The sequence below is a fragment of the Sporosarcina sp. A2 genome (assembly GCF_050858885.1).
Classification (GTDB): Bacteria; Bacillota; Bacilli; order Bacillales_A; family Planococcaceae; genus Sporosarcina.
This window is the reverse complement of record NZ_CP193898.1, coordinates 3,020,319-3,033,254: the sequence shown is the minus strand read 5'-3', so window position 1 is coordinate 3,033,254 and position 12,936 is coordinate 3,020,319. Positions and strand designations below refer to the sequence as shown.

Below are 12,936 nucleotides of genomic sequence, written 5' to 3'. Positions count from 1 at the left end.
TCATGCGCCATAATTTACTTGATGCACACATTCACTTGGATATGTATGAAGAAGTTGACAGAACACGTCTGATGAAAGAGCTAGAGGCTATGTCAGTGAATGCACTAATCGCTGTCTCGAACAATTTGGAATCATCCTATCGTACATTGGAACTCGCACGACTAGATAGCCGTGTGAAACCAGCTATAGGTTATCACCCTGAGCAACCAGTGCCTAGTGATAATGCTCTTGCAGAAATCATGGAACTGATTGATGACAAACAGGACCAGATAATTGCAATTGGGGAGGTCGGACTACCTTATTATTTGCGAAAGGAAAACCCTGAGCTAGAGCTACAACCTTATCTAGAGTTGTTGGAGAAGTTCATCATAAAGGCTGTAGCTTGTGAATTGCCGATCGTGCTGCATGCGGTCTATGAAGACGCCAGCATTGTATGTGATCTATTGGAAAAGCATCACGTCTTAAAAGCACACTTTCATTGGTTTAAAGGAAGTGACGCCGTGCTCGAGAGGATATTATCAAATGGTTATGTTATTTCAGTTACACCGGACGTCACGTATAAGCCAAAGATCCAGCATCTTGTAAAACAGACTCCACTTTCACAACTAATGGTGGAAACGGATGGTCCATGGCCATTTGAAGGACCTTTTTCAGGGGAGATGACTCATCCTTCAATGATGCATCATAGCGTCCAGGCGATCGCAGAGTTGAAGAAATTAGACGTAGAAGAAACGTATCGCCAGCTTTATGTTTCGACGAAGAACTTTTATCGGATAGATAAATGAATAGTGTGAGCATCCAACCTAGCTAACAGTCGTGGAGTTGGGTGTTTTACTTTTATTGATAGAATTCCGTCACTTGTATTAGCTCCATCTTTCAGCAATTTTCATTCAATGATACGATGGAACGAATAGAAAACATGGAGGTGCAAAAACTTTATGTTCTTAGACGATTTGAAGAATAAATTGGAGAACAATGACTTCTTATTTATAGGTGAAGAAACGGCATTTCGTTCGGCAGTACTAGTGCCACTCGTTCAAGACGAAGGGGAGTGGCATGTTGTATTTGAAGTTCGTGCGTTAACGATGCGCAAACAACCAGGGGATATTAGTTTTCCAGGCGGTCGCATTGACGCAGCAGACGCTTCACCAATGAAAGCCGCATTGCGGGAAACCAAAGAGGAATTAGGGGTTGACCCAGATACAGTGAAAGTTATAGGAAAGCTAAGTCCTTATATCGCATCCCCATCGTTTGTCGTGTATCCGTTCGTTGCGGTATGCGATTATCACCAAATCCAATACTCCTATAACAAAGACGAAGTAGAAGAAGTAATTGCAATTCCACTAAGATGGCTGATGGAGCATGAACCTGTTTTACATCGGGTACCGGTGCAACCTACACCACTACCCGACTTTCCGTTTGACAAAATCTACAACGGGGAGAAATACCAATGGGGAAAACGTTCCCAGGAAGAATGGTTTTACGAGTATGGCGACTATACGGTTTGGGGATTGACTGCTAGAATTCTAAAGTATTTTATCGATATCATGAAGCGGATTGATTGAACGAGGAGTGAAGAGGATGAATCGAAAGAAGTCGTGGAAGGTTAAAATTCTTATTGGAATCGTAGTGGTACTAGTGCTTGCTGTAGCTGGTTTTTTCATTTTCGTTAGCGCATCCTACGAAGCGAGCCCAGCTGCAAAGGAGAGCTTACAATCTGATAACCAAGTACAGGTAGTAGAGGATGGAGATTTACTATTCACCCCTGTTTCAACGAGTAAAGATATTGGATTTATATTCTATCCGGGTGCGAAGGTGGAAGCTACTGCCTATGCAGGGATGGCAAAGGGAATTGCAGCAGAAGGCTATCCGGTTTTAATTGCGGATCTACCATTCAACTTGGCGATTCTTTCCCCGAATCGAGCGGATGAAATCATTCGATCACATCCAGAGATTAAAAGATGGGTCATAGGTGGTCATTCGCTTGGAGGTGTGATGGCTGCTGATTATGCACTGGAGCATGATGAAATCGAAGGGCTTATATTACTCGCATCGTATCCGCAGAGTAAAACGGATTTAAGCAAAACCTCGTTGAGGGTGCTGTCACTCTACGGTAGCAATGACGAAGTAGCAGACCTGGAAAAAGTGAAAGGAGCGAAGTCGATTCTACCGAGCGACACTAAATTCATCGAAATAAAGGGTGGGAACCACGGCGGGTTTGGCAAGTATGGTCATCAAAAGGGCGATGGAGAATCTTCTCTTCAGGGAGATCAGCAAATTCAAGACACCGTAAGATACGTTATAGACTTTTTGGGGGAACTAAACGATTAAAGATCAGCTCAACAGGTTAGAAAAGTGTTAGATAATACTTGATAACGTAGAAAAAGAAAAACTGCATGCAGAATAGGTATCCGCATGCAGAAATCTCTTAGCTCACGAGCATAAAACAACGACTTGATAAGGTGTCGTTTGCGCCGGAATGCTACGAGTTGTTGCACCATACACAACAAGTAATTCTCGGTTAGCAAGGTTTCCGGTGAATGGTTGCCCATTTTGCAGGACGACTTTAGTAGCGGGGCTCAAATTCAGTTGTAACGTGTGATCACTGCTCACCAATTGCTCATCAAAATAATCCACCTTCACAAATTGTCCAGTCGTATTTTTAGATACAATTAATGCATTAAATTGTGGGGGGAATATGAGCGGCGTCGGAGCATTGCCGTCATAAAATCCAGTTACTTGGTCCCCAATCGATACGACTTCGTGATCCACAAAGTAAGTGGTCGGAGCCACTACAAAATTTACTACGTTTCCATAGCCATTATCAACAGACATAAGCTTATAACAGCCTACTTCGTTATACTGTCCGACTGAAAAGTCACTAATGGCAGTTACGATTCCCGCAAAAGACAAATAATTAGTCATCTTAATTCCTCCTACAGAATGCTTTCTTTACGTCTACATAGAATATGCCCGAATTCAGAGTCAGTGAATCCTATTTGAAGAAGCTCAGCTTCTGTCTTCAAGACGCAAAGAACATTGCACAAAATACTTTTACAAAAGCCATTATCAATAATGTTCCTACGACAATGGACAATGCTATCTCTAGGCTGTTTCGGGTTGCAAGAAAAAGAACTGGGAAATTACGATGAACATCGAATCAGATAAAGTTGAACAACTGCTTGCTTCAACATCCATCATATCAGTAGACGGTTTACAAGGTTTGTTATTTCTAGTCGTATCTAATATTCCTGTCATTGTCTTATATCGAGCTATGAAGAATGATAGTAAAACGAGTTATTTAGCTGCACTCCTTGGTTCACTTGGTGTTTGCATTGCATTCGTCACATTGGCAAACATCTGGTCACTACCTGTTCCCATCATCATTTTTAGTGTTAGTATTCTGATCGCACTGTTTAGCGTGACTCGTAAGTAAGATGCCTATTATTTATAACAGATTATAAAAATCCCACGAAATGAAAGTAATCTACATTTCGTGGGATTTTTAGGTTTAAAAGTTTTTATACAGTCTCGAGTGTGACTTCTATATTGTCTCTTGTCGCTTTTGAGTATGGACAAACTTGGTGTGCTTTTTCAACTAAATCTTGCAGCTGGTCTTTTTCAATACCTGTACCTTTCACTTGGAGCTTAACAGCCAACTTGAAACCATGGTCTGTTTCGTCCTTTTGTAGGCTGACATTTGCAGTTACTTCAGATTCGAATTTCACTTTCTCTTTCCCAGCAACTAATTGTAAGGCACCATCAAAACATGCCGCATAGCCTGCTGCAAACAACTGCTCGGGATTGGTTGAACCTACTAGTTTTTTAGCTCTAGGAGTTCCTGGCATCGCCGTGTCAAAGCTCACGACATTATCGGAGGATTGAACGTGTCCTTCACGTCCACCTTTAGCAGTTGCGGTTGATGTAAATAGTGTTTCTGACATGATATCACTTCTCCTCAAGTTCGTTTTTAAATCATATACCGTCTTTACCCTGTATCGTATTTCTTAACCGTCCGGAGACATATGTCATGTTGCAGAGGATAAGTGAACGGAACGTACGTTTTTATTTCCATGTAAACATTGTTATACTGATTTAAGTGTAATAGAAGAATAAAAAACCAACTTGAAATGATGAATTCCTATAAGAGAAAGCAGGGACTTACAATGAACAAAAAAGACGTTGCTGCACTACGAAAGCAGTTTAAATTGGATACGGACTTACTGATGATTACGGACATTTATAACGTGTATGTTCGTCAGGAGAGTGATGAAATTTATCACGAGGAGAGTCAAGCTTTCGGGCTGATGGAGCGTGAGCAACAGGAACTGTTTTTAGCGAGTTTCAAAAAAGTACTCGGTGGAAAATTGGACATGAAATTGTTTGAAGTTCGATTTGCAGAAGTAAAAGAGGAGCAGACCAATCATACGCAGCAACTGTTATATGCAGGGCTCAACACAAAAGAAGTTGACGAGTGGAAAGAAGGCATGCAGTCCATCGCTAAAAAAATGGTGACGGACGCCCAGTACGAGAAAGACCTCGTTATTACATTCATTCGTGGCAAGTATTATAAGCCAACGAAAAAGAATCTAGAAGAGTTGGAAATGGCTGAAGGGGACGAAGCTTACACGACGCCCTTTATTCTTTGTAGCATGAACTATACGGAACTTCCCAAGCCGTCACTTATCTTCGACTTTGTGGAACGTGAATTTAAGTCGAGTGAGATGGCGGACCCTGTTGTAAAGCTTGCGTCCCCTATTGGTGGATTCTTATTTCCATGCTTTACGGATAACGCTGCTGACGTCAACCACATTCTCTACGCAGCTGGCAAAGCGAATAAGCCAGATTACCAATTTATCGAAAATGTGCTGGACGGAGAAGAAATTATGACAGCAGAAGACGACAAAGCGGTATTTGAAGAGATTGTTAAACAGGTTGTAGGAGACGAAGTGAATCCTAAAATGCTTGCGAACGTATATGATGAAATCAATCGGATGACTATCGTAGAGGATGAGGGAGAAGACGAAGAGTACGTTCCAATCTTGGACACGAAAGAATTAGAACGAGTACTCAAGATGAGCGGAGCAACTGATGTCGACGAGGAGAAAGTACAACAAGCATTCCAATCCGTAGTTGACGATGAAACTTATGAATTGAAAGCGAGTCATGTCGTTCCAAGTTACACATCTAAGTCCATTAAAATCAGCACAAAAGTTGCAAATATCTCGATTAGCCCTCAAGATTTAAGGTACGTGAAACAAGTCAATTACAACGGTAAACGCTGTATTTTAATTGAAGTGGAAGAAGATACCGTTATTGAAGGATTTACATTAATGGAAGAAGAGTTGTAAGAGGCGTTATAACTCATTACTTGAATCTATTTGTGCACGTACAGGTTAATCTGAAAAGTCGTTTGCGAGTTGAAATTGATTGAGGTCATGTGTTATTTTCGTTAGCTTAATTGGGAATAGTTAACTGGTTAAATTTTCTGAAAGATTTTGGATAATTGATTGAGAATGTAGTAGTATTATTCTAGATGGAGAATCATGTAGAAAAAGAGATTATCGTGTAAATAGTATAAAGGAGTGATTGAAATGGCGATTGTTTTGAAAAAAGGTCAGCGCATTGATTTGACGAAGGAAAACCCAGGACTCTCTAAAGTTGTAGTTGGTTTAGGTTGGGATCCAATCCAACAAAAATCTGGAGGACTGTTCGGTGGATTATTTGGCGGTGGAAGTGGTGCGAACATGGATATTGATGCATCGGTTATTATGTTGCAAGATGACAAGTTCAAAGAGAAAAGTCAGTTGATCTATTTTGGTAACTTAACAAGTAAATGCCGAAGCGTTCAACACACCGGAGACAATGTTACAGGCGAAGGAGATGGGGATGATGAGCAAGTTATCGTCGACCTTCAAAAGGTTCCAGCCAATGTTAACAAACTAATTTTCGTCGTAAATATATATGATTGTGTTAAACGCAAACAAGATTTTGGGCAAGTTCAGAACGCATACATTCGTGTGTTGAATGCTTCAAACCAAAATGAACTATTGAAGTTTAATCTATCTGAGAACTATTCAGGCTCGACAAGTTTAACAGTTGCAGAAATTTATAGACACGGTAGTGAATGGAAGTTTGGAGCTTTAGGGGCGGGTTCAAAAGATCCAGGACTTCAAGATATCGTGAAACATTATTCTTAAAAAGTTTTTGAAACTTTTTGGTCAGTAATATCGTACTTAACTATATGAGATTCTAGATTTACTTCTGTATCTAATTAGAAACAAATCACAGCTTTTCAATAGATAAGTTGTGATTTGTTGTAAACATGTACAGTATTTCGGTTGCAATCAATTATAAGAAATGGGGCTATTCAAATGGCGATTTCACTAAGTAAAGGTCAAAAGGTAGATTTGACAAAGACAAATCCAGGCTTAACTAACATTACAGTTGGTTTAGGATGGGATACAAATAAGTACGATGGTTCAAATGACTTCGACCTTGATTCTTCTATATTCCTTTTAAATGGTTCTGGTAAATGTGAGTCAGATAAAGACTTCATCTTCTTCAATAATCTTGAAGGTGGTAATGGATCCATCGTCCACACTGGTGATAACCTCACAGGTGAAGGGGACGGGGATGATGAGCAGGTTAAAATTCATTTAACAAACGTTCCTTCTTCAGTAGAAAAGATTGCATTTGCCATTACAATTCATGAAGCTGAAGAACGTAGTCAAAACTTTGGACAAGTATCGAATAGCTATGTCCGAATCGTGAATGATGCGACTGGAGAAGAACTAGTTCAGTACGATCTTGGAGAAGACTTCTCTATCGAAACAGCAATCGTCGTGGGTGAGTTATATCGACACGGCTCGGAGTGGAAGTTTAATGCTATTGGTAGCGGATACCAAGGTGGTTTAGCATCTCTTGTAAAAGATTACGGGCTACAAGTATAATCCTTTTACACTTCATGGAAATATATCGTTACGTAAACTTTTGAAAATACACATTTAAATCTAAGCGATGGGAATGATTGAATTGGCAATTACATTATCTAAAGGTCAAAAAATAGATTTAACAAAAACCAATCCAGGACTTGTTCGAGGCGTTATTGGATTAGGTTGGGACACAAACAAATATTCAGGTTCGAAGGAATTCGACTTGGATGCATCTGCCTTTTTAGTAGACGAAAACAACCGTTGTCAAAACGATACGGACTTCATTTTCTATAATAACTTAGAACACCCGAGTAAATCTGTCATTCACACAGGCGATAATCGCACGGGTGAGGGAGACGGAGACGACGAGCAAGTCATTGTCGATTTTTCTAAGATTCCGGCATACGTAAATCGGATTGGTATTACTGTAACCATTCACGATGCACCAGAAAGAAGTCAAAACTTTGGTCAAGTTTCGAATGCCTTTGTAAGACTTTCTGATGAAGCAACTGGTGAAGAATTGCTGAGATTCGATTTAGGCGAGGATTTCTCAATTGAGACTGCAGTCGTATTTTGCGAATTGTACAGACATGGAGACGAATGGAAATTTAACGCGATTGGTAGCGGATTTTCTGGTGGGTTAGAAGCACTTTGCCGCAACTATGGTCTAGATGTTTAATAGTGAAAATCGTAAGTAGACAGACAGTGTTAAGCTGTTTGTCGGCAGGGAGATAACATGGATATTTTACACGGAATACTAAACACATACGCATCGTTTTTCGATTGGCATATGTGGGCAGAGGTACTAACCAATCCTGTAAGTTGGGGGTTAATTGGTACTCTGGTCATTTTAGAAGGACTTTTGTCAGCGGATAACGCGCTCGTACTCGCTGTTATGGTTAAACATTTACCTCCTAAACAACGTAAAAAGGCTCTCTTCTATGGATTGATTGGTGCATACGCGTTCCGCTTCATTGCTATTGGTGTTGGTGTATTCCTCATTAAATTATGGTGGGTGAAAGTTCTAGGCGCTGCTTATCTTGCCTGGTTATCCATTAAGTACTTTATCGATAAGTCTAAAAGCGGAAACGCAGAAGAGATTGAGGATGTAAAAGCGACAGGAATTCTGATCCGACTCTTCGGTACATTCTGGGGGACTGTAGTCGCTGTAGAAGTAATGGACATCGCATTTTCTGTAGATAGTGTCCTAGCTGCTTTTGGAGTAAGCGAACAGATCTGGGTCTTGCTATTAGGTGGTATGATCGGTGTACTCATGATGCGTGGAATTGCAGGCGTATTTTTAAAACTAATTGAAAAAGTTCCTGAACTTGAAACAACGGCATACATTTTAATTGCATTGATTGCCATTAAGATGGGTCTGAGTGTCATAGGGCTCGAAATTACACATGTTGCATTCTTTGTAATTCTAATCGTAATGTTCCTAGGTACCTTTATCATTCATAACTTAAAGCGAATTAAACAACCCCTATAAATAGTTAAAAAGAAGGCTTGTCCTTCTTTTTTCTTATATCTAAATGCAGAAGAAGGTGCGTGTAGTGAGATATTTTAACGACTTGTCAGAAATACAAGTGCAACGTTTGTTCTATAAAGTACCAAGTATCATTACAAAAGAAACTGATAAAAATTTGTTAGCTCACAGTCTAGGAGCAGTTTTATACATGCCCGCGACGCGACAAGACATTTCAGACGTAGTTATTACTAACAAGTATAAAGAGCTCGTGACTATCGTTATTTGCTTGGAAGACTCTATTGGAGATTCGGAAGTGGAACTGGCAGAAGTTATACTGATTCGTCATTTACAATCTATTCATGAAGCAGTTAAGAGCGGTATACTTCAAAAGCAGGACATTCCTTTAATTTTCATTCGGGTCCGAACTGTTGACCAAATGACAGATGTAGTGAATCGCTTAGGCGAATCGATTATAAACTTAGTGGGATTTGTATTTCCGAAGTTTTCGTCCGAAAATGCCGAAGAGTATTTGAGTGCCTTACAAAATCTCAATCATAGTAAAGAAACGTTGTTGTATGGGATGCCGATTTTAGAATCTCCACATGTACTTTATAAGGAGAGAAGGTTAAACGAACTCCTCTTGATTAAAGAAATTGTAGATCGTTATGCGGACTATGTACTGAATATTCGAATTGGTGCAACCGATTTATGTGGATTATATGGACTAAGAAGAGACAGCGAGACAACTGTTTACGAAATTTCTATTATTAATGAATTAATCACAGATATTGTTAATATTTTCAGCAGGGAGCCAGGAGGTTATGTCGTTTCAGGACCAGTCTGGGAGCACTTCACCTCTACTGATCGTATTTTGAAACCGCAGTTACGGGAAACCCTTTTTGAGGAGCAGTCAGGTTCTCAAGGTATACTATTAAGAAAAGAACTAATTCGAAAAGATTTTGACGGGTTAATTCAAGAAACGTTGTTGGATAAAGCGAATGGTCTAGTAGGCAAAACGATTATACACCCTACTCATCTATTACCTGTGCAATCGTTACATGTCGTGTCGAAAGAGGAATACGTAGATGCACTAGGAATTATTGAACAAGCTACAGGAGAAAAAGGTGTATTTAAAAGTGCGTTTCAAAATAAGATGAACGAAATTAAGCCCCATTTAAATTGGGCGAAAAAGGTATTAGTAAAGTCTGAAATATACGGGGTGTATGATGAAAGTAGCACATTTATCCAACTCTTATCCGAAATGGATCGCACATGAAATTGGTGATATGAAAGTATCTGTACAAATCGATCGAAATCCATATAAGCTGCCAATCGACAGCTTATATGAAATGGCAGCACGAATTAATAAAAAAAGATCGTTTCTTTTTGTCAGTAAAATACTTGGTAAGCACATAGCGCGCAGTCCACAAATCCCCCATATTGCAGGTGCCTTACTCGGGGCGCTGTACTATGAAAAGACAACCGGGAATGAACTGCCGGGGAAAGAAAAGTGGATTGAAGCACTTATAGAAGAAACAGAGGAATCATTACACACGGCATATACTTCAGTTCAAGAGCTTCAATTATCCGTTGGGGAACCCCTCGTTTTCATAGGCTTTGCTGAAACGGCTACTGGCCTCGGACATAGTGTGTTCGATTGCTTTAAAGATTCGATATATATGCATTCTACTAGAGAAAAGCTGTTAGATGAAAAAGTTACTCTCTACTTTGAAGAAGAGCATTCTCACGCCGTAGATCAACGCTGTTATGCGCCACTGCACTATTTGGAAAACGATCATACAATTGTCCTTGTAGATGACGAAATCACCACAGGAAAAACTGCTTTGAATATAATAGCTTCTCTGCAAAAAAGATTTCCGCGTAAAAAGTATGTAATTTTGTCGCTATTGGATTGGCGGAAACAAGATGATATTGAACAAGTCCGTGCTGTTGAACGCATGTACAATATTGTAATTGAAGTAGTTTCCCTTGTGTCGGGGTCCATTCAAGTTGAAGGAACTCCTAACCTAGAAGAAGAGTGCATCATTGAACGTAAAGATGAAGAAATGCCTGAAGTGAATTGGATCGATGTATCGCAACTATCAAAACCATTGCAGCCGATAGCCTATCCATCCATCGACTCTACAGGACTAGTAAATAAAAAGCCTTATTCAGCAATGACAGGAAGGTTTGGCTTAGAATCCAACCACCAGATGACGATTGAAGACTATTGTAAAGAAGTAGGACAGTACTTACAGGGGCATCGCTCTGGAAGGAACACATTGTGCTTAGGAACAGGGGAATTCATGTATATTCCTATGAAAGTTTCAGCTCATATGGGAGCAGGTATTGCTTACCATTCCACAACGAGGAGTCCGATATTTCCGCTTTCTCTTACTGATTATCCAATCAAGACACGCATCCAATTTGAAAGTCCGGAAGACCCTTCTGTAATGAATTATTTATACAATACTTCAGAGCGTCACTATGATGAAGCATTTATATTTCTCGAACGATCTCAGAGTATGGAAAGACTCAAGTCACTAGTATGCGAACTAAATATGATACAAAAACTACACGTTGTTTGTTTAGGATAGAAGGAGTGAAAATATGGTAGATCAGAATGTGCAAACTCTTAAAGGCAGCTATGCAACAGATGATGTCATTTTCTTATTAAAGGATTTGTCACAAGCTACGTTAGAAAAGAGTCTTGATGAGAGAGAACAAGCGATACAAAGTGGCGTTCATTACTCAGAAATGTTGCCGATTGAATACGAACCAACGCGTGATTACCTGGAACTTTTTCATGAATCCTTACATACCTACAAAGAAAAAGTTGCGAGTGCAACAGGGACGGTATCAGAGCTGATTCTTGAAAGAAAAGGGACAGATATTGTATTAGTTTCACTTGCTAGAGCCGGCACTCCAATCGGGATTTTAATGAAACGGTACATGAAAGAAATGCACAATATTTCGGTTCCTCACTACAGTATTTCGATTATACGAGGACGCGGAGTAGACGAAAATGCCTTAAACTATCTGATCCGTACTTACCCAACGAAACAACTTGTATTTGTAGATGGGTGGACCGGAAAAGGAGCAATCGCTAAAGAACTAACGAAGTCTGTTGCGCACTTTAATGAAAAGTATGGAACACAATTAAGTGATGACTTAGCTGTACTTGCAGATCCTGGCTATTGTTCTTCGCTTTATGGAACGAGAGAAGACTTCCTCATCCCAAGCGCTTGTTTAAATTCTACCGTCTCAGGGCTCGTCAGTCGCACAGTTCTGAACGATGAGTGGATAGGAGTTAACGACTTCCACGGTGCAAAAGTGTATGCTGGCTTAGAGGAGAAAGACGTTTCTAATTATTATATCGACGTCATTACTCGTGAGTTTGAAAATGCAGTCCCTGAAATCCAAGAAATGACTCGTGAGCTTCAACACAATCAGCAAGAACCGACTTGGAAAGGGTTACAAGATATTGTTTCTATACAAGATCACTATGGAATAGAGGACATTAATCTAATAAAGCCTGGAGTTGGGGAAACGACTCGAGTTTTGTTACGAAGAATTCCTTGGAAAATTCTTGTGAGAAACGACCAGGATCCATCACTGAAGCACATTTTGCAGTTGGCGAAAGAGCGAAATGTTGAGGTGGAAGTCTATGATCATATGGCTTACTCGTGTTGCGGATTAATTAAACCATTGGATACCGATTTATGATCTTTGCCAGTGATTTAGATCGTACTCTGATATATTCATATCGTTCATTTGACGTTACACAGCTTGAAGTACCTGTGCGAACAGTTGAGCATTCATCTGGAAACGAGTTAACTTATATGACAGAAACATCGATTAAGTTATTACATGAGATAAATGAAAAAGGGTTGTTTGTTCCTGTAACAACTAGGAATGTGGATCAGTATAAAAGAATTTCGTTGTTTCAAGAAGAAATCTGTCCTAAATATGTGATTGCATGTAATGGTGCAGTCATCCTCCAAAATGGAGAAGTCGATCGTACGTGGGAGCAAAAAATCAAAGAAAAAGAGATGGGAAGTCCGGTTTCACTTGATGAAATGAAGCGTAAGATAGAGCGAACAGCGGATTCGTCTTGGCTTGAGTCTCTTAGAACTGTAGATCCCTTCTTCATATACTTACTAGTTAAGCCCGACAATATATCTGAGATATGGCTAACCAATCTTTCGGAATGGGCTAGAATGAACGGATGGGTTCTTTCTATGCAAGGACGCAAAGTATATATCATCCCTTCTTTTATTAATAAATGGGATGCGGTAAAGTATGTAGCTGAAAAGGAAGAGGAAATGGAAATCTGTACTGCAGGGGATTCCTACTTGGATGTCTGTATGATTGAACGCGCTGACTTTGGATTGATACCGAGGCATGGTGAAGCTGCAAATACTTTTGGCCATCTGGGACTCACAAAAAGTACCGGAGTTTTGGCGGCAGAGGAATTACTACAAGCAATGCTTGCCAAACTAAGACAATCAGTCTAAAACACTTTCGTTC

At 39.9% G+C, this 12,936-nt stretch carries 15 protein-coding genes; 13 read left to right on the top strand and 2 right to left on the bottom strand.

Annotated features, from left to right (window positions below):
* The first annotated feature begins 2 nt into the window (after window positions 1–2).
* From ACRPI0_RS15425 to ACRPI0_RS15415, 3 genes are all read left to right on the top strand, one after another.
* Entirely contained in the window at window positions 3–785 is a 783-nt protein-coding gene (locus tag ACRPI0_RS15425; RefSeq protein WP_432353655.1) for a TatD family hydrolase, read from the top strand.
* A 153-nt stretch (window positions 786–938) separates the two neighbouring features.
* A complete protein-coding gene (locus tag ACRPI0_RS15420) occupies window positions 939–1,565 on the top strand; it encodes an NUDIX hydrolase (RefSeq protein ID WP_432353654.1) in 627 nt (208 codons plus the stop codon).
* A gap of 16 nt (window positions 1,566–1,581) precedes the next feature.
* Complete coding sequence (locus ACRPI0_RS15415; RefSeq protein WP_432353653.1) at window positions 1,582–2,331, top strand: alpha/beta hydrolase; 750 nt, start codon at window positions 1,582–1,584, stop codon at window positions 2,329–2,331.
* Between the two features lie 102 nt (window positions 2,332–2,433).
* Here the strand turns inward: ACRPI0_RS15415 and ACRPI0_RS15410 are convergent, their stop codons facing one another.
* Entirely contained in the window at window positions 2,434–2,925 is a 492-nt protein-coding gene (locus ACRPI0_RS15410; protein ID WP_432353652.1) for a hypothetical protein, read from the bottom strand.
* 223 nt (window positions 2,926–3,148) lie between these two features.
* Between ACRPI0_RS15410 and ACRPI0_RS15405 the strand changes: the two genes are divergently transcribed.
* Window positions 3,149–3,436 carry a hypothetical protein gene (locus ACRPI0_RS15405; protein ID WP_432353651.1) on the top strand — a complete coding sequence of 96 codons (288 nt, stop codon included), beginning with the start codon at window positions 3,149–3,151 and terminating at the stop codon, window positions 3,434–3,436.
* An 85-nt stretch (window positions 3,437–3,521) separates the two neighbouring features.
* Here the strand turns inward: ACRPI0_RS15405 and ACRPI0_RS15400 are convergent, their stop codons facing one another.
* Window positions 3,522–3,944 carry an organic hydroperoxide resistance protein gene (locus tag ACRPI0_RS15400; RefSeq protein ID WP_432353650.1) on the bottom strand — a complete coding sequence of 141 codons (423 nt, stop codon included), beginning with the start codon at window positions 3,942–3,944 and terminating at the stop codon, window positions 3,522–3,524.
* A gap of 222 nt (window positions 3,945–4,166) precedes the next feature.
* On the opposite strand from ACRPI0_RS15400, the gene ACRPI0_RS15395 reads away from it, so the two are divergent.
* The 9 genes from ACRPI0_RS15395 (at window position 4,167) to ACRPI0_RS15355 (ending at window position 12,923) form a co-directional block, all read left to right on the top strand.
* Window positions 4,167–5,351 (top strand): DUF4317 domain-containing protein, encoded by a 1,185-nt coding sequence (locus ACRPI0_RS15395; protein ID WP_432353649.1) that lies wholly within the window; start codon window positions 4,167–4,169, stop codon window positions 5,349–5,351.
* A gap of 243 nt (window positions 5,352–5,594) precedes the next feature.
* Window positions 5,595–6,200 carry a TerD family protein gene (locus ACRPI0_RS15390; RefSeq protein WP_432353648.1) on the top strand — a complete coding sequence of 202 codons (606 nt, stop codon included), beginning with the start codon at window positions 5,595–5,597 and terminating at the stop codon, window positions 6,198–6,200.
* Window positions 6,201–6,374: 174 nt separating this feature from the next.
* A complete protein-coding gene (locus ACRPI0_RS15385) occupies window positions 6,375–6,953 on the top strand; it encodes a TerD family protein (RefSeq protein WP_432353646.1) in 579 nt (192 codons plus the stop codon).
* 82 nt (window positions 6,954–7,035) lie between these two features.
* A complete protein-coding gene (locus ACRPI0_RS15380; protein WP_432355984.1) occupies window positions 7,036–7,614 on the top strand; it encodes a TerD family protein in 579 nt (192 codons plus the stop codon).
* A gap of 57 nt (window positions 7,615–7,671) precedes the next feature.
* Window positions 7,672–8,427, top strand: coding sequence for a TerC family protein (locus ACRPI0_RS15375; RefSeq protein WP_432353645.1), 756 nt, complete (start codon window positions 7,672–7,674; stop codon window positions 8,425–8,427).
* Window positions 8,428–8,509: 82 nt separating this feature from the next.
* Entirely contained in the window at window positions 8,510–9,682 is a 1,173-nt protein-coding gene (locus ACRPI0_RS15370) for an HpcH/HpaI aldolase/citrate lyase family protein (protein WP_432353643.1), read from the top strand.
* Window positions 9,630–11,003: a phosphoribosyltransferase family protein gene (locus ACRPI0_RS15365; protein WP_432353642.1), complete on the top strand. Its 1,374-nt coding sequence runs from the start codon at window positions 9,630–9,632 to the stop codon at window positions 11,001–11,003. Before ACRPI0_RS15370 ends, ACRPI0_RS15365 begins: the two co-directional genes overlap by 53 nt.
* A 13-nt stretch (window positions 11,004–11,016) precedes the next feature.
* Window positions 11,017–12,132, top strand: coding sequence for a cysteine protease StiP family protein (locus ACRPI0_RS15360; protein WP_432353641.1), 1,116 nt, complete (start codon window positions 11,017–11,019; stop codon window positions 12,130–12,132).
* Entirely contained in the window at window positions 12,129–12,923 is a 795-nt protein-coding gene (locus ACRPI0_RS15355; protein ID WP_432353639.1) for an HAD family hydrolase, read from the top strand. The genes ACRPI0_RS15360 and ACRPI0_RS15355 overlap by 4 nt, the downstream gene beginning before the upstream one ends.
* Window positions 12,924–12,936: the final 13 nt, after the last annotated feature.

Bases quoted from the DNA above. Each gene is read 5' to 3' on its own strand.
- ACRPI0_RS15425 (WP_432353655.1), top strand. From the start codon at position 3: ATGCGCCATAATTTACTTGATGCACACATTCACTTGGATATGTATGAA.
- ACRPI0_RS15420 (WP_432353654.1), top strand. From the start codon at position 939: ATGTTCTTAGACGATTTGAAGAATAAATTGGAGAACAATGACTTCTTA.
- ACRPI0_RS15415 (WP_432353653.1), top strand. From the start codon at position 1,582: ATGAATCGAAAGAAGTCGTGGAAGGTTAAAATTCTTATTGGAATCGTA.
- ACRPI0_RS15410 (WP_432353652.1), bottom strand. From the start codon at position 2,925: ATGACTAATTATTTGTCTTTTGCGGGAATCGTAACTGCCATTAGTGAC.
- ACRPI0_RS15405 (WP_432353651.1), top strand. From the start codon at position 3,149: ATGAACATCGAATCAGATAAAGTTGAACAACTGCTTGCTTCAACATCC.
- ACRPI0_RS15400 (WP_432353650.1), bottom strand. From the start codon at position 3,944: ATGTCAGAAACACTATTTACATCAACCGCAACTGCTAAAGGTGGACGT.
- ACRPI0_RS15395 (WP_432353649.1), top strand. From the start codon at position 4,167: ATGAACAAAAAAGACGTTGCTGCACTACGAAAGCAGTTTAAATTGGAT.
- ACRPI0_RS15390 (WP_432353648.1), top strand. From the start codon at position 5,595: ATGGCGATTGTTTTGAAAAAAGGTCAGCGCATTGATTTGACGAAGGAA.
- ACRPI0_RS15385 (WP_432353646.1), top strand. From the start codon at position 6,375: ATGGCGATTTCACTAAGTAAAGGTCAAAAGGTAGATTTGACAAAGACA.
- ACRPI0_RS15375 (WP_432353645.1), top strand. From the start codon at position 7,672: ATGGATATTTTACACGGAATACTAAACACATACGCATCGTTTTTCGAT.
- ACRPI0_RS15365 (WP_432353642.1), top strand. From the start codon at position 9,630: ATGATGAAAGTAGCACATTTATCCAACTCTTATCCGAAATGGATCGCA.
- ACRPI0_RS15360 (WP_432353641.1), top strand. From the start codon at position 11,017: ATGGTAGATCAGAATGTGCAAACTCTTAAAGGCAGCTATGCAACAGAT.
- ACRPI0_RS15355 (WP_432353639.1), top strand. From the start codon at position 12,129: ATGATCTTTGCCAGTGATTTAGATCGTACTCTGATATATTCATATCGT.